The organism is Aurantiacibacter rhizosphaerae, assembly GCF_009807005.1.
GTDB lineage: Bacteria > Pseudomonadota > Alphaproteobacteria > Sphingomonadales > Sphingomonadaceae > Alteraurantiacibacter > Alteraurantiacibacter rhizosphaerae.
The window spans coordinates 730,907-748,452 of the sequence record NZ_WUBR01000002.1 but is presented as its reverse complement, the minus strand read 5'-3'; the positions used below and the strand labels follow the sequence as shown (position 1 = coordinate 748,452).

The 17,546-nt window shown below is 62.4% G+C and carries 20 protein-coding genes and 1 tRNA gene; 13 read left to right on the top strand and 8 right to left on the bottom strand.

Features of this window, described 5'->3' with window-relative positions; all coding sequences use genetic code 11:
• Window positions 1–7 precede the first annotated feature (7 nt).
• Window positions 8–685, top strand: a complete 678-nt coding sequence (locus tag GRF63_RS11145; RefSeq protein WP_160486059.1) for a retropepsin-like aspartic protease family protein — start codon at window positions 8–10, stop codon at window positions 683–685.
• A 44-nt stretch (window positions 686–729) separates the two neighbouring features.
• On the top strand, window positions 730–2,139 hold the full coding sequence (locus GRF63_RS11140) for an MFS transporter (protein ID WP_160486058.1): 1,410 nt from the start codon (window positions 730–732) through the stop codon (window positions 2,137–2,139).
• Between the two features lie 2 nt (window positions 2,140–2,141).
• Here GRF63_RS11140 and GRF63_RS11135 read toward each other — a convergent pair whose 3' ends face one another.
• The 3 genes from GRF63_RS11135 to yghU form a co-directional block, all read right to left on the bottom strand.
• Window positions 2,142–2,534 carry a VOC family protein gene (locus GRF63_RS11135; protein ID WP_160486057.1) on the bottom strand — a complete coding sequence of 131 codons (393 nt, stop codon included), beginning with the start codon at window positions 2,532–2,534 and terminating at the stop codon, window positions 2,142–2,144.
• Window positions 2,535–2,663: 129 nt separating this feature from the next.
• Window positions 2,664–2,738: transfer RNA gene (locus tag GRF63_RS11130), tRNA-Gln, on the bottom strand.
• A 96-nt stretch (window positions 2,739–2,834) separates the two neighbouring features.
• Window positions 2,835–3,701 carry a glutathione-dependent disulfide-bond oxidoreductase gene (gene yghU, locus GRF63_RS11125; RefSeq protein WP_160486056.1) on the bottom strand — a complete coding sequence of 289 codons (867 nt, stop codon included), beginning with the start codon at window positions 3,699–3,701 and terminating at the stop codon, window positions 2,835–2,837.
• A gap of 191 nt (window positions 3,702–3,892) precedes the next feature.
• Here yghU and GRF63_RS11120 point away from each other — a divergent pair, with 191 nt between their 5' ends.
• The 3 genes from GRF63_RS11120 to GRF63_RS11110 are packed head-to-tail and all read left to right on the top strand — an operon-like array spanning window position 3,893 to window position 6,822.
• The gene (locus GRF63_RS11120; protein ID WP_237392464.1) at window positions 3,893–5,236 is read left to right on the top strand and encodes an MFS transporter; all 1,344 of its coding nucleotides are present in this window, start codon (window positions 3,893–3,895) and stop codon (window positions 5,234–5,236) included.
• Window positions 5,237–5,281: 45 nt separating this feature from the next.
• Entirely contained in the window at window positions 5,282–6,298 is a 1,017-nt protein-coding gene (locus tag GRF63_RS11115) for a DNA topoisomerase IB (RefSeq protein WP_160486054.1), read from the top strand.
• Window positions 6,299–6,357: 59 nt separating this feature from the next.
• Entirely contained in the window at window positions 6,358–6,822 is a 465-nt protein-coding gene (locus tag GRF63_RS11110) for a carboxypeptidase-like regulatory domain-containing protein (protein WP_160486053.1), read from the top strand.
• A gap of 6 nt (window positions 6,823–6,828) precedes the next feature.
• Here GRF63_RS11110 and GRF63_RS11105 read toward each other — a convergent pair whose 3' ends face one another.
• A complete protein-coding gene (locus GRF63_RS11105; RefSeq protein ID WP_160486052.1) occupies window positions 6,829–7,284 on the bottom strand; it encodes an MEKHLA domain-containing protein in 456 nt (151 codons plus the stop codon).
• A gap of 90 nt (window positions 7,285–7,374) precedes the next feature.
• Between GRF63_RS11105 and GRF63_RS11100 the strand changes: the two genes are divergently transcribed.
• The 4 genes from GRF63_RS11100 (at window position 7,375) to GRF63_RS11085 (ending at window position 11,808) form a co-directional block, all read left to right on the top strand.
• Window positions 7,375–9,036 (top strand): dipeptidyl-peptidase 3 family protein, encoded by a 1,662-nt coding sequence (locus GRF63_RS11100; protein ID WP_160486051.1) that lies wholly within the window; start codon window positions 7,375–7,377, stop codon window positions 9,034–9,036.
• A gap of 105 nt (window positions 9,037–9,141) precedes the next feature.
• Complete coding sequence (locus tag GRF63_RS11095) at window positions 9,142–10,149, top strand: NADP-dependent oxidoreductase (protein ID WP_160486050.1); 1,008 nt, start codon at window positions 9,142–9,144, stop codon at window positions 10,147–10,149.
• 59 nt (window positions 10,150–10,208) lie between these two features.
• Window positions 10,209–11,180: an oxygen-dependent tRNA uridine(34) hydroxylase TrhO gene (trhO, locus tag GRF63_RS11090; RefSeq protein WP_160486049.1), complete on the top strand. Its 972-nt coding sequence runs from the start codon at window positions 10,209–10,211 to the stop codon at window positions 11,178–11,180.
• The gene (locus tag GRF63_RS11085; protein WP_160486048.1) at window positions 11,173–11,808 is read left to right on the top strand and encodes a glutathione S-transferase; all 636 of its coding nucleotides are present in this window, start codon (window positions 11,173–11,175) and stop codon (window positions 11,806–11,808) included. The genes trhO and GRF63_RS11085 overlap by 8 nt, the downstream gene beginning before the upstream one ends.
• A gap of 41 nt (window positions 11,809–11,849) precedes the next feature.
• Here the strand turns inward: GRF63_RS11085 and GRF63_RS11080 are convergent, their stop codons facing one another.
• From GRF63_RS11080 to GRF63_RS11070, 3 genes are all read right to left on the bottom strand, one after another.
• On the bottom strand, window positions 11,850–12,962 hold the full coding sequence (locus GRF63_RS11080; RefSeq protein ID WP_160486047.1) for a branched-chain amino acid aminotransferase: 1,113 nt from the start codon (window positions 12,960–12,962) through the stop codon (window positions 11,850–11,852).
• A gap of 473 nt (window positions 12,963–13,435) precedes the next feature.
• Window positions 13,436–14,014 (bottom strand): hypothetical protein, encoded by a 579-nt coding sequence (locus tag GRF63_RS11075; RefSeq protein WP_160486046.1) that lies wholly within the window; start codon window positions 14,012–14,014, stop codon window positions 13,436–13,438.
• The gene (locus tag GRF63_RS11070; RefSeq protein ID WP_160486045.1) at window positions 14,014–14,532 is read right to left on the bottom strand and encodes a hypothetical protein; all 519 of its coding nucleotides are present in this window, start codon (window positions 14,530–14,532) and stop codon (window positions 14,014–14,016) included. The genes GRF63_RS11075 and GRF63_RS11070 overlap by 1 nt, the downstream gene beginning before the upstream one ends.
• Window positions 14,533–14,584: 52 nt before the next feature.
• Here GRF63_RS11070 and GRF63_RS11065 point away from each other — a divergent pair, with 52 nt between their 5' ends.
• Genes GRF63_RS11065 through GRF63_RS11055 form a run of 3 tightly spaced genes read left to right on the top strand, consistent with a single transcriptional unit; the run spans window position 14,585 to window position 16,234 of the window.
• Entirely contained in the window at window positions 14,585–15,349 is a 765-nt protein-coding gene (locus GRF63_RS11065) for a TlyA family RNA methyltransferase (RefSeq protein ID WP_160486337.1), read from the top strand.
• Between the two features lie 48 nt (window positions 15,350–15,397).
• On the top strand, window positions 15,398–15,952 hold the full coding sequence (locus tag GRF63_RS11060; RefSeq protein WP_160486044.1) for a TspO/MBR family protein: 555 nt from the start codon (window positions 15,398–15,400) through the stop codon (window positions 15,950–15,952).
• Window positions 15,953–15,988: 36 nt separating this feature from the next.
• Complete coding sequence (locus tag GRF63_RS11055) at window positions 15,989–16,234, top strand: accessory factor UbiK family protein (RefSeq protein WP_160486043.1); 246 nt, start codon at window positions 15,989–15,991, stop codon at window positions 16,232–16,234.
• 30 nt (window positions 16,235–16,264) lie between these two features.
• Here GRF63_RS11055 and GRF63_RS11050 read toward each other — a convergent pair whose 3' ends face one another.
• Window positions 16,265–16,897, bottom strand: coding sequence for a tetratricopeptide repeat protein (locus tag GRF63_RS11050; protein WP_160486042.1), 633 nt, complete (start codon window positions 16,895–16,897; stop codon window positions 16,265–16,267).
• Window positions 16,898–16,946: 49 nt separating this feature from the next.
• Between GRF63_RS11050 and recO the strand changes: the two genes are divergently transcribed.
• Complete coding sequence (gene recO, locus GRF63_RS11045) at window positions 16,947–17,546, top strand: DNA repair protein RecO (RefSeq protein ID WP_160486041.1); 600 nt, start codon at window positions 16,947–16,949, stop codon at window positions 17,544–17,546.

The following is a 17,546-nucleotide window of genomic DNA, read 5'->3' as shown; positions in this document are numbered from 1 at the left end:
AGCCCACATGGACTTTGCGGCCATCTTCGATCAACTCGCGCTCACCATTCGCGAGATACCCCAGTCGGGCCTGTTGATGGTGGCTGTGGCGGCCATGGCAGCGGGCGTTGTCGGCTCCATCCTGCTGAAGCGCGTGCCTGTGCTGGGCAAGCTGCTGCGATATTGCAGCACGCTGGTGCTGATGGGTGTGCTGCTGCTGGTGGTGCTGCAACTCTCCCGCCTCGATCCCAGATTTTCCATGGCCGTGCCGGAGATCGGCCTGCCGGAACAGGTGGTTGTGGGCGGGGAAACGCGCATACCCATGTCGCGCGATGGGCATTACTGGCTGGAAGCGGAGGTGAATGGAAAACGCTTTCCCTTCCTTGTCGATACCGGGGCAACGCTGACTGCCGTATCGCAGGAAACTGCCGATGCCGCCGGACTGGAAGCGCGCGATGGCGGCCTGCCCATCCGCCTGCAAACCGCCAATGGCGCGGTGGCCGCGCATATGACCAATATCGACAGCATGCGCTTTGGCAATGTCGCTGCCAGCGGGCTGGATGCGATCATCGCGCCGGGGCTGGGCGAAACCAATGTGATCGGCATGAACCTGCTGTCCCGGCTGGCCAGCGTGCGCATAGAGCAGGGCGAATTGATCCTTGTGCCGAACAACCCGCAAGAACCGCTGAACCAAAGCGTTAATTGACGCGCCCGCCCGCGTAGGCCAGTCTTCGCCGCAAGGGAGAGACCATGGCCCAGCCGAGCCAGCCAGCGCAGGATCAGACGCGTTTCGATGTCGCTGAATTCATTGACGCGCGCCCCATCGGGCGGCGTGAGATACTGCTGCTGTTCGTTTGCGCATCGGTGTTGTTCATCGACGGGTTCGACATGTATTTCTTTGGCAAGATCCTGCCCGCGATTGCGGAAGGGTTGAATGCCGAACCTGCAGAGATGCGGGACGTGATTTTCTGGACCTATGTGGGCATGGCCGTGGGTGCCTTCACCATGCCGCCCTTGGCCGATCGCATTGGCAGGCGGCCCGTGCTGGCGCTGTGCGCCTTTGGCTTTGGCGCGCTGTCCATCGCGGGCGCGTTTGCGCAAACCGTTACGCAGATGGCCGTGCTGCGAGGTATTTCCGGCATCTTCTTTTCCGCCATGCTGCCCATCGGCCTGTCGCTGCTTTCCGAAATGACGCCAAAGCGCAAGCGGGCGTTCTTCATGGCGCTAGCGCTTATCTTCTTTTCCACCGGCTCTGCCGCCAGCGGCGTGGTGGCGGCGTGGTTGCTGGATCTGTATGGCTGGCAGATCGGCTTCTGGGTTGGCGGCGTGCTGGGCTTTATCGCCGTGCCATTGTTGTGGCTGGTGCCCGAAAGCCTGGCCTTTCGCGTCTCCCGCAATCCGAAAGATCCGAAGATCGCCACCACGATCCGCAAGCTGGACGCCAGCCAGCCCATCTATGGCGGAGAGGCTTTTTACCTTGGCGATATCAAGCCGCGATTGGCGGGGGAGGCCAAGGCCGGGCCGCTCACCCTGCTGCGCCCGCCATATCTGTTGCAGACCCTGATCCTGTGGTGCGCGTGTTTTCTGGCGCTGGGCAATATCGCCATGCTGGCCAATTGGCTGCCCACCTTCTTCCAGGAGATGGGAGGCATCCCGATCCAGGAATTTGCCATTCTCGCCATGATTTCCTTCGCAGGCGGCGCGGCGGGCACGCTGACAATGGGCTTCCTGCTGGACAGGCTGAACCCCTATTGGCTGATTACAGCATTCTTCTTGATCGATGCCGCTGCGCTTTATGCGATGGGTATTCTGCCATTCGGTACAGGGGCATTCCTGATCGCGATGATTGCCTGGCAATATACGCAGATCGGCGGGCAGACCGGGATCAACACGCTGGCAACGCTGGGCTATCCGCCCGAAATCCGGTCTTCCGGGATCGGCTGGGCCGGGGGCTGGGGCCGGATTGCGGGCATCATCATTCCGGCATGGGCGGGATCGAAGGCACTGGAGATGGCGCTGGGCCTGGAGACGGTGATGGGCCTGATCGCCTTGCCCGCGCTGGCGGTGGCGGTGCTGGTCTTCCTGCTGGGCGTGGCCAACGGCGGCAAGATCGGCGCCCACTCGCGCGCGCCAGAGCCAGAGCCTGTGCCTGCCGAGTGATCTCAGCCGAGCGGCTGCACCAGTTCAATCTCGTGCCCCTGCGGTGATTTCAGCATCGCCACCATAACACCGCCAACATCGGTTGGCTGCATCATCGCCGTGGCCCCCTGCTCCAACGCATGGGCAAAGCTTGCCGCGATATCGACGCATACCAGGCCCACTGGTCCATGCCCCGGCCCCACCGCCACATCGTGCGCCGGGCGGCCTTGCACCAGCATCAGGCTGGGGCCGGATTCGGCCTGACCGGGCATTGCCATGATGTGTTCAACGAAGTTGTCTTCGTCATAGGTCTGGATGACGGAAAAACCGAAGGCCGCCTCCCAGAAGGCGCGCGCCTTGTTGATGTCAGCCACATTGAGTTTGAAGAATGCCAGCCGCGCCGTGGGTATGCTCATCGTCAACTCTCCTTATGCAGGAAGAGTGGCGGGCCTTGACCATGAATGCAAACCGCTAATCGCACACGGCGGCGCAAGAAGGACACGCGCCGTCCATGCTGGTGTGACTGCCAGGCTATTCGGGAAAACTGGCTGGGGTGGCAGGGATCGAACCTGCGAATGCCGATACCAAAAACCGGTGCCTTACCACTTGGCTACACCCCAGCAGCCGGGTGCCCATATAGCGGCGCGGGCGATGGACGCAACCCGCGCCGGTACGCTTTATGGCGCGCTTTCCTGGGTAGTTTCGCTGATCCCGTATCAGGCGTCGGCGCGCTTGCGCACGGGATCGAACAGGCTGCGATCTTCCACGGCATCGAAATCGGCGGCGGAATGGCGTTCTGCCATGGCTTTGGAATTGACGAGGCGTCCACGGATCACACCCGGCCTTGCATCCAGCTCCTTCACCCAGCGACCCACGTTTTCATATTCATGCAGGGACAGGAACTTGTCCGATCCGCTGTAGGCACCGTGGTACAGATTGCCCAGCCAAGGGTAGGAGGCGATGTCGGCGATGGTCATGTCATCACCTGCCAGATAGCCGGTTTTGCCAAGCTGATTGTTCGCCACATCGAAGATGCGCTTTGTCTCCATCGCATAGCGATTGATGGGGTATTCGTATTTCTCCGGCGCATATTCATAGAAATGGCCAAAGCCGCCGCCGATGAATGGCGCGGTGCCGATCTGCCAGCTGAGCCAGCTGAGCGTTTCGGCGCGGGCCGGGTTGGTCTTGGGCAGCAGATAGTCGAATTTCTCCGCCAGGTGGATAAGGATCGCGCCGCCTTCGAACACGCGGAACGGCGTATCGCCAGACCTGTCCTGCAAAGCCGGAATCTTGGAATTGGGATTAAGTTCGGTAAAGCCCGATCCGAACTGGTCGCCTTCCATGATGTTGATCTTCCACGCATCATATTCGGCGCCGGTAAAGCCTGCTTCCAGCAATTCCTCGAACATGATCGTGACCTTCACACCGTTTGGCGTGCCGAGCGAATACAGCTGGAAGGGATGATCGCCGACCGGCAGTTCCTTCTCGTGACGCGCGCCCGCAGTGGGACGGTTGGTGCTGGAGAATTTGCCTCCGCTCTCGGTATTCTTCCAGACGGGCGGCGGGGTGTAGACGTCGGACATCGGCGGTTCTCCTGAATTGCGTCGCGTGCTCACCAGATGGGTCGCAGGGCGCGGCGGGGCAAGCAAGGCTTGCTAGATACGGCTTAAAGCTGAGCTTTGGCCTGGCAGTTGCGCCATTGCCGCAACTGTGCGCATACTAGGGCACAGGGTCCGCATCGGGTCGCGAAAAGACGGGGGGTCTTATCGTGAATATGCAGCCTGACGGAAATCTCATCCTGGCCACGTCCAGCCGTTTGCGGCTGTTCACGCTGTTCATCCTTTATGTTGCGCAAGGCGTGCCCATCGGGCTGTTCTGGTTTGCGATACCGGCGTGGATGGCCACGAACGGCGCCGATGCAGCCGATATCGGATATGTGCTGGGGCTGACCGCGCTGCCGTGGACGTTGAAGCTGGTGAACGGCTTCATCATGGATCGCTACACCTTCCTGCCGATGGGGCGCCGCCGCGTGTGGATCATCAGCGCGCAGCTGGTGATGATCGCCTTACTGGCCATCTGCGCCGTCGCGCGCCCCGGCGTGGAGGATGTCCTGCTGCTCGGCATTGCAGGCTTCGTGGTGAACATGGCGACCACATTTCAGGACGTTGCGGTTGACGGGCTGGCGGTCGACATCATGAAGGAGGATGAGCGCGCCCGCGCCAGTGGCATGATGTTCGGCGGGCAGGCTATCGGCATCTCGCTGGCAACGATGCTGACAGGCTATGCCATTGCCAGCTTCGGCCCGTCCGCCGCATATCTGCTGGCAGCCGGCTTCATCGCCATCATCACCGCCTATATCATCCTGCTGCGCGAACGCGGTGGAGAGCGCCGCCTTCCCTGGAGCGGGGGTCACACCCATCCGCGCAACGAAAGCATCCAGCTTGGCGCGTGGTGGCCCATCCTCAAGACAACCTTCTCCTCCATCCTGCTGCCCGTCAGCCTGCTGTGGCTGCCGGTGTTGCTGGTGAGAGGATTTCACTACGGCGTGTTCGGCGGCATCACGCCTGTCATCGGTGCAGGCGAGCTGGGGTGGGGTGAGGCGTCCATCACATCCATGGTGGGAACGGCGCAGCTGGTGGGCGGCATTCTTGGCCTGACGCTGGGCGGCTGGGCTGGCGACAAATTTGGCGCAAAGAGGACGACGATCGCATTTTTCGCGCTCTACATGGCATTATCGGCAATGATGTTTGCCCTGCGCGACAGCTGGAGCGATCCGGACCTGTTCTTCGTATTCGTCTACGGCTGGTGTGTGCTGGATGTGCTGATAACGGTGGCGGCGCTGCCGATATCCATGCGGCTGTGCAATCCGAAGGTCGCGGCCACGCAGTTCACGCTTTACATGGGCTGTTCCAATTTCGGCATATCCATCGGCGCATGGGTCTTCGGCCTGTCAGACGCAATGGGCGGATTGCGCATCATGTTCCTGCTGGTTTTCGCCGCCCACGCGGTGGGCCTGGTGCTGATGCTGTTCGTGAAATTTCCGCGCCGGGCAGGCATCCCGCCAGAAATCGTGGAGGAGGTGGCAGAGGCGCCGGGGCCAAGGCCAAGTATTAGCTGAGGCCTTGAGGAACCCGTTGGCATATCAGCCCGTTATCGCGGGGTTATGGCTACGCGTCCTGCAAACCTGATCTATGTCGATGACAGCCTGCCGGGCATCACCCGCAAGGGTGCTGGCAAGGGTTGGGCCTATTACGATCCCGATGGCAAGCTGATCCGAAACCGGGCGGAGAAGAAGCGCCTGAACGCCATCGCCTTCCCCCCGGCCTATCGCGATGCGTGGTTCTGCCCTGCGCACAACGGCCATATCCTGGCGACGGGCTATGATGACAGGGATCGCAAGCAGTATCGCTATCACCCGGATTTTCGCAATTGGCGAGAGGGAGAGAAGTTCGATGGCTGCCTGGCCTTTGGCGCGAAATTGCCGCTGGCGCGCAAGCGGGTGGAGCAGGATATGCGCGCGCCCACCGTCAACAAGGCGCGGGCCGTTTCCAGCGTGGTGCGCCTGCTGGATCTGGGCGCGATACGCGTGGGCAACACCGGCTATTCCAAGGAAAACCGCAGTTTCGGTGCCACCACCCTGCGCCGCCGCCATGCCGAGGTGACGGGCCGCGTCCTGCGCCTCAGCTACAAGGGCAAGGGCGGCAAGCAGCGCGAGGTAGAGCTGTCAGACAAGGCCCTGATCGCCTGCGTGAAGAAGATGCAGGACTTGCCCGGCCAGCACCTGTTCCGCTGGCTAGATGACGAAAACGAGGCGCATGACGTCAGTTCCAGCGATGTGAACAGCTATCTGGCCGAAACGATGGGCGGACCGTTCACCGCCAAGAATTTTCGCACCTGGCACGCCAGCGTGATGGCGTTCCGATTGCTGGGGGAGGCGACGGAGAAGCTGACTATCAAGGCCGTGCTGGAACGCGTGGCCGATCACCTTGGCAACACGCCTGCCGTGACTCGCAAAAGCTATGTTCACCCCGCCGTGATCGATCTGATCTCGCGTCAGGAGGAATGGCGGGAGAATCTGCGCCTGCCACGTCGCACGCAATATCAGAACCGCTGGGAACGCGGGCTGCTGGAATTTCTGGAAGAATCGCCCGGTGCAGAGGAACTGCTCGCCGCGGTTTGATCGGCGCCTGATCTGTCCGGAGTCTTCATCCCGTAACATTACTGCTGTTTGGGCGCAGCATGATCCGTCACGCCCTTATCGCCTCCGTCCTTGCTGTCAGCACCATGATTGCCGCACCCACTGCGGCCAATGCTGGCGATCTTTCCGGCAAGGTCCGCGATGCCGCCGCCGCGCCTGTGGCGGGCGCGCAGGTTGTGATCACCGAATTGGGCGTGTCTGCCATCACCGATGCAGAAGGCGTGTATCGCTTTCATGGGCTCGACGCGGGGAAATATCGCATCGCCGTGGAACTGGCCGACGATGTGCGCCAGCACGCCAGCGCGCAGGTGCCCGAAACGGGAGAGGCCACGCGCAACATCTTCCTCTATTCCAGCGCCGCGCTGGATCATGCGCGCAGCGGTATCAACCCTGTCGAAGCACTGCTTGCCGAAGCGCTGATGGCGCAGGCCTGGGAAGAAGCCAGCAGGATGACAGCGCAGGCAGAGGGCCGCGAAGAGCGCGCCGTTCCTGAATTTGCTGGCTGATCGCCGCTAGTCCGGCATTTCCACCCGATCGATCCGCGCGGCCTGCCCGCATAGATTGCGATCATCATCGCGCAGGTTCCAGATAACCGCGTCGCGGATGCGAAATCGTGTGCCATCGGCAGCGATGCGCATCCCGCAATAGCCTGTCACGATATCCGCCGCCTCCAGTTGCGCAAACATGGCGGCACGCTGCTCCCGCGCGTCTGCCTGTGCGGAAAGGTGGGAGGGAAGGCCGATCATGTCCTTCGCGCTGCGTTTGAACAGGGTGAGTGCGTAGCTGTTGGCATAGATGAATTCGGGCGGCGCGCTGGTGTCATGTGCCAGCACCGTGAAAGGCGCGCGCCATAGCGTGTGTGCATCATCCGCCAGCACGTGACCCGTCAGCCGGTGATAGCTGCGCATGATCAGCGCGAGCCTTTCCCCTGCGCTTTCCGCCATCAGCCTTGCATTGTGCCCGTCCATGTAGCGGCGATAGCGAAGCCTCCTGCGTGACTCCAGCACGAGGCTGGGCTAGATGTTTGCGCCAGAAACCAAACTGAAGGATTCCCGCCCATGCGTCGCACTCTGATCGCCCTTTCTCTGGCCGCAGCGCCGGTTGCCATGCTTGCTGCCTGCGCACCAACCACTCAAGGAATGGGCGACATTTCCGGTTATGACATGGCCGCCAGCCGCGCGACGATAGCTGATGTCACCATGTCGCCCGACACATCCTATCTTTCAGCCGAAGAGCGGCAGGTGGTGAACCTGCTGATCGAGGCCAGCGGCTATATGGACGAGATCTACCTGCGTCAGCGCGGCGGCGATCTGCCGGCCTTGCGCGAAGAAATCGCCCGCCTCGGCAACCCCGCCATGCTGGAGATGTTCGATCTGCACTACGGCCCGTGGGATACCATCGCCGACAACCAGCCGTTCTATGGAACAGGCGATTGGCCGGAAGGGGCAGGCTTCTACCCCGCCGATCTGACCCGCGCCGAGTTCGACGCCTATCTGGCGGCCCACCCGGACCAGCGCGATGCTTTGATGAGCCCCTATACCGTGGTGAAGCGCCAGGGCGATGGCTTCGTCGCCGTGCCCTATTCGCAGGAATATGCCGAGTTCCTGCAGCCCGCAGCCGCATTGCTGCGTCAGGCGTCGCAGATCACCACCAATCCCAGCCTGAAGCGCTTCCTCTCCCTGCGCGCCGACAGTTTCCTGTCCGACGATTATTTCGAAAGCGAAATGGCGTGGATGGACCTGACGGATACGCCCATCGAAGTCGCCATCGGGCCGTATGAGGTTTACACCGATCGCCTCTATGGTACGAAAACCGCGTTCGAGAGCTTCGTAACGCTGAAGAACCCGGAAGAAAGCGCCGCGCTGGATCGCTATGTCGGCTATCTGCGCGATATGGAGGGCAACCTCCCCATCGATCCGCAATATCATAATTTTGCCCGCGGCTTTGAAAGCCCGATTGCCGTGGCAGACCAGATCCACGGCGGCGGCGACAATGTGCCAGGCGTGCAGACCATCGCCTTCAACCTGCCCAATGATGAGCGGGTGCGAGAGGCCAAGGGCGCGAAGAAGGTGATCCTGTCCAACGTGCTGGGCGCGAAGTTCGATCGCATCCTCGATCCCATCGCGGACGTGGTGCTGGCCCAGGAACAGGCCGCGCTGGTCAGCCGCCGCTATATGCAGCTCTTCACCCTGTTCCACGAACTCAGCCATTCGCTTGGGCCGGGCACCATCACGGTGGACGGGCAGGAGACGACCGTAAACGCGCAACTGCGCGAACAGTATTCCGCGCTGGAGGAGAGCAAGGCCGATGTCATGGGCATCTACAACCTGCTCTACATGATGGAGCGCGGCGAATTGCCCGCCAGCGAGAAGAGCGAACTGCTGGCCACTTATGTGGCGGGTCTGTTCCGCTCCATGCGCTTTGGTATCGAGGAAGCGCATGGCAAGGGTGCAGCGGCGCAATATGGCTATCTGCTGGATTACGGTGCCTACGCCTGGGACGCGGACAAGGGCCATTACGTGATCGATGAGGACAAGCTCGTCAGCGGCCTGACGCAACTGCTGCGCACAGAGCTGATGTTGCAGGCCACCGGCGATTACGCGGGAACCATCGCCTTCTTCGACAAATACGCCCATCTGGATGAACACGCGAAGGCCGCGATTGCCGGGATGGACACGATCCCCGTCGATATCCGGCCCATCTATCCTGACGAGGTGTAGGCAGCCGGGAACGGCCCATCGGGGGTGACGGTTGGTATCAAGGGAGACCTTTTTCCGTGAGGCCAACCAACCCATGCCCCAACTAACGCCGATGGAGACGTTCCGATGAAAGCCTATCAACTCACCGCCTATGGCGATGCCGACAAGGGGCAGTTGCGCGATGTGGCCATGCCCAAACCCGGCGTGGGTCAGGTGCTGATAAAGGTGAAAGCGGCAGGCCTGAACCCGGTGGATTACAAGATCCGGCAGGGCAAGCTGAAGCCGATCCTGCGGATGGACCTGCCGATCACCATGGGCAATGAACTGTCCGGCGTGGTGGAATCCTGCGGCAAGGGCGCCAACCGCTTCCCGCCCGGAACCCGCGTTTGCGTGCGCGTGGGGAAAGAGGCGATGGGCGCTTTTGCCGAATACGCCGTGGTGGAGGAGGCGCATATCGCCGCCATTCCCGCCTCGATGGATTTCACACAGGCCGCCGCAATACCGCTGGCCGGGCTGACTGCCTTGCAGGCGCTGCGCGATGAGCTTGGCGTGGGGCCGGGTTACCGCGTGCTGATCACCGGCGGCGCGGGCGGGGTGGGCACACTGGCCATCCAGATCGCCAAGTCACTGGGCGCGCATGTCATCACCACCGCGTCATCGCGTGGACGAGAGCTGGTGGAGAAGATGGGCGCAGATGAGGTGGTGGATTACGAGAACGCGCAATTCGAAGACGAGATCGATTCCGTGGATGGCGCGTTCGATCTGATCGGCGGAGAGACGTTGGAGCGCACTTTTCAGGTGGTGAAGGAAGGCGGGCGCACCGTCTCCATCGCTGGCACGCCCGAACCGCGCACCGCCATGCAGGATCTTGGCGGCCGCTTCGGCCTTGCCGCCGTATTTTGGGCGATGAGCCGCGACCTGCGCAAACAGGCCAGCGATGCGGGCGTGGATTATCGCTACCTCTTCATGCACCCCAGCGGCAGCGAGCTGACCTATCTGGTGACGCTTGCCCAGCGCGGGCAAATGCAGGCCGTGATCGACAGCACCTATCCTTTCGAAAAGATCGCCGATGCCATGGCCGAACTGGAAGACGGGCACGCCAAGGGCAAGATCATGGTGACGATGGATGACTGACCGGCCTGCCAGAATTGCAGCACTGGAAGCGCGGCGCACGGGGCGCTAAAGGCGTCGCCATGCCTAGCCAATCCTCTGCTCAACACCTGCCCATCCGCGTTGCCGCGCTTTATCGCTTCGTGCGTTTTGACGATCCCACCTCTCTGCAAGAACCCTTGTTGAAGGCGTGTGAGGACAATGGCGTGAAGGGCACGCTGCTGCTGGCGAAGGAGGGCGTGAACGGCACCATCGCGGGCTTTCCTGACGGGATAAATGTGGTGCTGCGCCATCTGCGCGGCCTGCCCGATTGCGCCGATCTGGAGGTGAAGTTTTCCGAGGCAGCAAAAATGCCCTTCCACCGGATGAAGGTGCGGGTGAAGCGCGAAATCGTCACCATGGGGCAGGGCGATCTGGACCCGGCGCATAATGCGGGCACCTATGTCGATCCGCAGGACTGGAACGATCTGATCGCCGATCCTGACACCATCGTGATCGACACCCGCAATGATTACGAGGTGTCCGTTGGCCAGTTCGAGGGCGCTATCGACCCGAAGACGGCCAGCTTCCGTGATTTTCCCGCATGGTTTCGGGCAGAGCGGGAGCGTTTGCTGGGGCAAGGCAAGGCACCGAAGGTGGCCATGTACTGCACCGGCGGAATCCGCTGCGAAAAGAGCACCGCCTTCCTCGCCTCCGAAGGGGTGGAAGAGGTGTATCATCTGAAGGGCGGCATCCTGAAGTATCTGGAAACCGTGCCGGAGGAATTGAGCATGTGGCGCGGCGAATGTTTCGTCTTCGATCAGCGGGTGAGCGTGGGCCACGGCCTTGCGCCGGGCACCCATGCGCTGTGCTATGCCTGCCGCCGCCCGGTCAGCCCGCAAGACGCCGAATCGCCGCTGTATGAAGTGGGCGCCAGCTGTCCCGCCTGTTTTGACGAGCGGACGGAAGAGCAGCGGGAGGCCTGCCGCGAACGCCACCGCCAGGAAAAGCGCGCCGCCGCCGAAGGGCGCGCGCATATCGGCGCAAAAATGCCGGGGCGCAGCCGCGATGAGTGATGGCGCGCACATCCTCTACAGCTTTCGCCGCTGCCCCTATGCGATGCGGGCGCGGATGGCCCTTACCATCAGCAGGACGCAGTGCGAATTGCGGGAAGTGAAGCTGTCCGACAAGCCGCAGGCCATGCTGGATGCATCGCCCAAGGGCACTGTGCCGGTGCTGATGCTGGACGATGGCACGGTGATCGATGAAAGCTTCGCCATCATGCGCTGGGCACTGGCGCGCAACGATCCCGAGGGCTGGCTGGAGCGCGATGATCCGGCCCTGATCGCGGACACCGTCGGCCAGTTCAAACACGCGCTGGACCATTACAAATATCCCAACCGCTATGACGATTGCGATCCGCTGCCGCATCGCGCGGACGGGCTGGTTTTCCTGCAAAAGCTGGATGAGCGGATCGGCACGCAGGGGCAGCTGTGCGGAGAGAAGCGGGGCATTGCCGATACGGCGATTTTCCCCTTCATCCGGCAATTCGCCAATCACGACCGCGAATGGTTCGATTCGCAGGATCTGCCGCACCTTCAGGCGTGGCTGGCAGGCCACCTGGCATCGCCCCTGTTCAAGACGATCATGCAGCGCGAAAAACCGTGGACCGCAGGCGATCCGCCGATAGCGATGGCGCTTTAGCCAGAAATCACTGCTGCAGGATCGATCAGTCGCTTAGTCGCTTAGTCGATCGTGCGGACCCAGCCGTGGGTGTCTTCCACCTCGCCGCGCTGGATGCCCACAAGCTTTGCGCGCAGCTTGCTGGTCAATTGACCCGGCCCGCCCGTGCCGATAGTGAATTCCCCGTCGCGGCTGGCCACGCGGCCCACGGGCGTCACCACCGCAGCGGTGCCGCAGGCCATGGTTTCCACCAGGCGGCCTGACGTTGCATCCTCGCGCCACTGGTCCAGCGAATAGCGTTCTTCGCGCACGGTCAGCCCTTCCTCCCGCGCCAGCGTCAGCAGGCTGTCGCGGGTGATGCCGGGCAGGATCGTGCCGCCCAGCGGCGGGGTGACGATGGAGCCATCGTCGAACACGAAAAACAGGTTCATGCCGCCCAGTTCCTCGATCCACTTGCGCTCCACCGCGTCCAGGAACACCACCTGATCGTGCCCCTTGGCAATGGCTTCTGCCTGCGGAACCAGGCTGGCGGCATAATTGCCACCGCATTTCGCGGCGCCCGTGCCGCCGGGGGCCGCGCGTGAATAATCGCTGGAAACCCAGATGGAAACAGCGGGCGCACCCGATTTGAAATAGTTTCCGGCGGGCGAAAGGATGGTGAGGAACTTGTATTTCTTGGCCGGACGCACGCCCAGGAAATGCTCGTTCGCGAACATGAAGGGGCGAATATACAGCGAACCGCCTTCGACATCGGGAAACCAGTCGCGGTCTGCCTTCACCACGGTTTCCACCGCTTCGATAAAGGCATCTTCCGGCAATTCCGGCATGGCCAGACGGCGGGCCGAATCGTTGAAGCGCCTGGCGTTCTGATCCGGGCGGAACAGCGCCATCGTGCCGTCTTCACGCCGATAGGCCTTCATGCCTTCGAAGATTTCCTGCGCATAATGCAGCACGGATGCGGCGGGATCGAGCATGATGGGCTCTCGCGCGCAGAGCTTCGCGGAGTGCCAGCCCCCTTTTCCGCCATTATGGCCTTCGTCCCAATCGATGGAGATCATGTGATCGGTGAACACCGTGCCGAAGCCGGGATCGGCAATCGCCTGCGCACGGGTGGCACCGGGCACCGGGGCGGGGTGAGGAATCTGCTCGAATGTCAGGGCGGGCGCGTTGGCCATAAATGCTCTACTCCTTGGGCACCGCGCGGATTAGTGGCGCGAGGTGAGTGAGGCAAGGGGCGGATTTCGCGTCGCCCCAAAAATGAGAAGGGCGGCTCTGCCACCGGCAGAACCACCCTTCGCATGGTCAGCGGTCAGTTAGACCGCCCACGGTGCCTTACTCGGCGCGTAGAAAACTACCGAATATGCTCCGCATGGGTCATCACCGACCTCCCTGCTGAACCATGAGACATCGGATCACCTCCTTTCGCGCTTTTGAGCCAAAACCCTGCCGTTTCACCGGGGGCCAAGACCGCGTTCACCGCTGGCCTTGGATGTATTTGTGAATCAGAGAGTGGCCGAACGCAAGCCCGTATTTTCGGTTTTGAACATTTGCCTGTTTTTGCCCCGCACGCACGGCGCGCAAGGGAGTTCAGCCCGCCTCGCACATGCGGGAATTGCCTGAGAACGCTGGCGGGCCGAAACCCGAATTTCTACCCTCGGCAATCCTCGATCACGCGGGTGATTTCGGGCCAGGCCGGAGCGTAAACCGGCTCCATCCCGGCAACCTGCACCATGAAACGTCCCTTGGAAAAGGCGATGGCATCCAGCAGCGGATCGCTGGAGGCAAGCTCTGCCACCACCATCGGCGCGCGGCTGGAAACGGGATTGGCGGTAAGGCGGCGATCCTGCGTCTCGGTGCGGATCAGCATTTCCACCTGGCCGTTTGCCGTGCCCTGCCGCGCAATGCCCACGCGCCCGGTGGCGCGGTTGCAGGCCAGCAGCATTTTTACGCCCTGCGGCGTGGCATCGGTGCCGAACACGGCCAGCGTTTCACCGGGATCGGCGGTATAGCGCCAGTCACCCGGCGTTTGCGGCCTGTCCATCCAGTTGTCGAAAGTTGGCGTTACCACCTGTTGCGGCGCGCTGGATGGCTGCGGGTTTGTCGGCTGCTGCGCGGTCGTCGCCATGGGCGTTGGCACCGGTGTCGGCTCTGGCGAGGGCGGCACGCAGGCGGCGAGGGCGAAGGTGCCCAGAAGGGCGGCGGCGGAGAACTTCAGTTCGGTTTTCATTAGCTGCATGCATCCAATACGCGTGAAATGCCCGGATGTGTCGGGAATTGCATTATTTCGCCCGTGGCAGAGGTGAGTGATGCTGTCTGGCCGGGTGCCGCGAAGGCGTGAAATATGGCCAGATCGGGCTGAATTTCCGCGGCAAGGCCGCCTTCCACAGGCGCCATATCGATACGGGCGACCTCTCCGCCTGCATCCAGTCGCCATGCTTCCGGCGTTTGCGATGCGCTGGCAACCATCATGGAGAGCGTGCCGCTGGCACTGTCGCAAGACATCGTCAGCGCAGGCTGCTGGCCATCCTCAGCAAACACGGCGCTGCCGCCTGCCGGGCCTTCCTTCACGGTCCAGCTGCCTGCCACAAGGGCAGTGCCATCGGGCGCGGCGGTGGGCTGCGCGGCCTGCGTCAGCACCGGTTCCGGCCGGGCCGCATCATCGGCCATATCGGCATCCTCGCTGTTGCTGCATCCGCTGATCAGAGTGCCGGCGATGGAGAGGACGAGAAGGCGACGAAGAGGCATCGGAATACTTCCTTCTGGACGGGTGACCATTGGCCGCTCTATCGCTGCGCCGATGACGGAGCGCAAGCCATCTCGCAAACGGATCGACCAACTGCTTGTCGAGCGCGGCGAAGCTGAATCGCGCACCCGCGCGCAAGCCCTGATCATGGCCGGGCTGGTGTTTGCCGGGCCACCCGGAAAGCTTGGCCGGATGGACAAGTCCGGCCAGCAGGTGGCCGATGACTGGGCCATCGAAGTGCGCGGGCGCGATCACCCATGGGTGGGGCGCGGCGGCGTGAAACTGGCCCATGCGATCAAGCACTTCGGCCTCGATCCCACGGGCGCTGTGGCGATGGACATCGGCAGTTCGACCGGCGGATTTACCGAGGTGCTGCTGCATCACGGGGCGCAGCATGTGTTCGCCGTGGACGTGGGCACCAACCAGCTGGCGTGGAAGCTGCGGCAGGACGATCGCATCACCGTGCTGGAACAGACCAACGCCCGCGCGCTGACGGCCGATATCATAGACCGGCCATGCAACTGGGTGGTCTGCGATGCCAGCTTCATCGGGCTGGCAAAAGTGCTGGAGGTGCCGCTGGCGCTGGCCGCCCCGCAATGCCGGCTGGTGGCGCTGATAAAGCCGCAATTCGAAGTCGCCCGAAACGAAGTGGGCAAGGGCGGCATCGTGCGTGACGAGGCGCTGCACCAGCGGGTGTGCGCCGAGGTGAGCGACTGGCTGCAGGCAGGCGGCTGGCGCATAGATGGTATCACCCAGAGTCCCATAACGGGAACGGAAGGCAATATAGAATACCTTGTTGCCGCCTTGCGCGATGGCTGAGCGCCAGCCAGATTGCCGGTCAACCGAATCACGGAGACGCCTCTTCAGATGAACCGCCTCGCTTCGCCTGCGCAATTGCGCGCCAGCCTTATCCGCTGGGCACTCTTCATCATCCCCACGGTGATGTTGCTGGGTTTCCTGTCAGGGCAATTGGGCGGCAGTTCGGCGGACAGCCCGTGGTTCCAGGCTTTGCAGAAGCCCGCGCTGTTCCCGCCGCCCGCCACGTTTGGCCTCGTGTGGAGCGTGCTGTATTTCATGATGGGGCTGGCGCTGGCATTGGTGTGCGCTGCATGGGGATCGCGCCTTCGCATGGCCGCCATCATCGCGTTCGTGGTGCAGTTCGTGCTGAACCTGGCGTGGACCCCGGTGTTCTTCGCATACCATGAAATCGGCCTGGCGCTGGGCGTGATCATCGCGCTGGATATCGCCGTGATCGTCACCGTGATCCTGTTCTTCAAGGTGCGCAAATGGGCAGGGCTGCTGTTGGTACCCTATTTTGCGTGGATCCTGTTTGCGACTCTGCTGAACTACCAGTTCCTGCAGGCAAACCCCGATGCATCGCAGGCGCAGGAAACAGGCGCGGTGCAGCGCTACGAATTCTAGGTTGCCAAGCTGCATTGCCTGCACCACATTAATGCCATGCAGAGCCAGAACCCGATTATCGCCGACTTCGTCAAACTCGCCAACAGCGCGGCAGGCACCTTTGCCGGCATGAGCCGCGAAGCGCGTGATGGTGCGCGCGAGAAGATGCGGGAAGCCATGGGCGGCCTCGACTTCGTCAGCCGCGAGGAATTTGACGCGGTGAAGGATATGGCCGCGCTCGCCCGCGAGAAGGTGGATGTGCTGGAAGCCCGGCTGGCCGCTCTCGAAGCGAAGAGCAAGTAAGGGGCCGTCTGGCTCCTGCCGATCAATCCATCATTGCTGCGCGATGCGATGCAATCGCGCCAGCCAATCATCGGGCAATTGCGGCGGCAAACCGATTTGCGGATGGCCGGGTAGCGGCCCCGCTGTCTTCTGCGTCCATTCCAGCGCGATCAGCGCCGCTTCCCGCGCCTCGTCATGCCGACCCAGGTGATCCAGGATGAGTGCCGAGCCATAGGCCCCGGCAAAACTGCGAACGAAATCGCGGCCCAATTGCTGGCGTGCTGCCTTGTCCAAAGGTTCGAACAGGGCAATTGCACGCTCATATCGGTCTTCGCGGCCCAGCAGGGCTGACAGGAAGGCATTCTCCATCGCCCCCATCGCGCCAAGGCCCATGCCGCCTGTTCCCATGGCCAGATCGAGATGCTCGAAGACCTTGTCCTCGCGCCCTTGCGTGAAGTGGACCAGCGCGATGCTGTAGTGAATCTCATTCGCGCCTTCGACATCGGCGTCGAGATATTCCTGATAAAGCGCCAGCGCCTCGTCAGGATGCTTGTCCGATATGGCGGACGCTTTTACGCGCAGGTAAAACCATTTGTGCTCTCGCGCGCGCGCCAGCTTCTGCCGGATCAGCTGCTGCGCCTGATCATCCCAGTCCGCTCCGCGATACCAATCGTCTGTTGCCATAAACCCTCGCAAGCTTGCGCCTGCCATACTACCCGCTAGCTAACAAACCATGCATGTCCGCGCCCCTGCCATCCTGATTGCCGCCCGCCAACATGGCGAGACGGCGGTTATCGCGCGTTTCCTTACCGAGGAGTACGGCGTGCTGGCGGGCTATGTCGCCGGTGGGCGCGGGCGCAATCTGCGGCCCGTCGTCATTCCCGGCAATCTGGTGGACCTGCAATTGTCGGCCCGTTCCGAAAGCCAGCTGCCCTTTGCCAAGGTGGAGCTGAGCGAAAGCCGCGGCCCCTGGCTGGGGGAGCCATTGGCCGCAGCGGCAATCGGCTGGCTAACGGCGCTGACCGCCACCGCTCTTCCCGAAAGGGAGCCCTATCCCCCGCTTTTCAACGCGTTGGAAGGCGCGCTTTCCGCCATTTGTCACGCGCCCAGCGCGCGGGGATGGGCCAGTGCGCTGGTGGGGTATGAAATGCTGCTACTGCGCGAACTCGGCTATGGCGGAGCGGGCACGAGGCCGCCCGGCGATATGGGGCAGGTGCTGGAATCCATGGACGCCCTTGGCCCGGTTCTGGATCACTACCTTCTTGCCGACCGGCGCGGAGACGTTATGGCGGCGCGCAATCGACTGCGGGAAATGCTTGGACGGATAGCCTGA